This is a genomic window from Corynebacterium tuberculostearicum (assembly GCF_022347385.1).
In the GTDB taxonomy this organism is placed as follows: domain Bacteria; phylum Actinomycetota; class Actinomycetes; order Mycobacteriales; family Mycobacteriaceae; genus Corynebacterium; species Corynebacterium tuberculostearicum_M.
Genome location: NZ_JAKRDT010000054.1, coordinates 1 through 749 on the forward strand (window position 1 = coordinate 1; position 749 = coordinate 749).

General features: G+C 55.7%; 1 protein-coding gene. It reads right to left on the bottom strand.

The features are described 5' to 3' along the window. Positions 1–103 precede the first annotated feature (103 nt). Positions 104–343, bottom strand: a complete 240-nt coding sequence (locus MHK00_RS11835; RefSeq protein WP_250412011.1) for an exonuclease domain-containing protein — start codon at positions 341–343, stop codon at positions 104–106. Positions 344–749 lie beyond the last annotated feature (406 nt).

The window sequence follows — 749 nt, forward strand, 5'->3', positions numbered from 1 at the left end:
CGTAGAGGGCTACAGCATCACGTTTGAACTGTTCGGAGTACCTAGGCATGGTGGTAGATTACCTTTCTTCCCAACCCAACCGGGCTGGATATCAGGTGTCTACCTAACGGGGGCCAGGTCCGCCGTCAGGATTAATCAACGTGTGCCACTGGTCGACAAGCCGGAAGGATTCATCAAAGCGGGCGACGGCGAGTTCAATGATGCGGTCGTATCGCTTGTTAAACCCCGTGGTCTCTGTGTCAATGACGGCAAAGACAGGCCTGCCCGCCTGCAGGTGGGCAGCGTTGTCTAGAGCGTTTTCTAGGTGGGTGAGAGTCTCGTGGAGTCGGTTGAAAAAGTTCATGCCCACCACACTACGGAGTGTCCCGGACACGTCCTCGGTGGGCGTAGAGGGGAGTGGGCGGATGCGTCAGGTTGTCGAAATTGAGGAGAGGTTTATTTTTAATTGTTTTTCTTTCCCCGTGGTGGCGGTGAGAATGCGTGTGTGCCTTAAGTAGTGGAGTCTTTGGTGGCAACCAAATCTATTGATTTGGGCGGCAGCCCAACGAGCCGCAAGGCGAGGCGGGAGCCTAAACCGTAACCCGTATTGCACGGTTTTGTTGGTTGATCACCCCTGGATATAGATCTACAGGGTGCTGTTGCAAAGTTGGGCGGAGAGCCGAGACGACCCAGTTTCTCATTTCCTGATGGCCGCTGCGTGCCGGCGTTCTCAGGCCGTCTCGAAGACCCGGTTGACGATCACCGCGTCC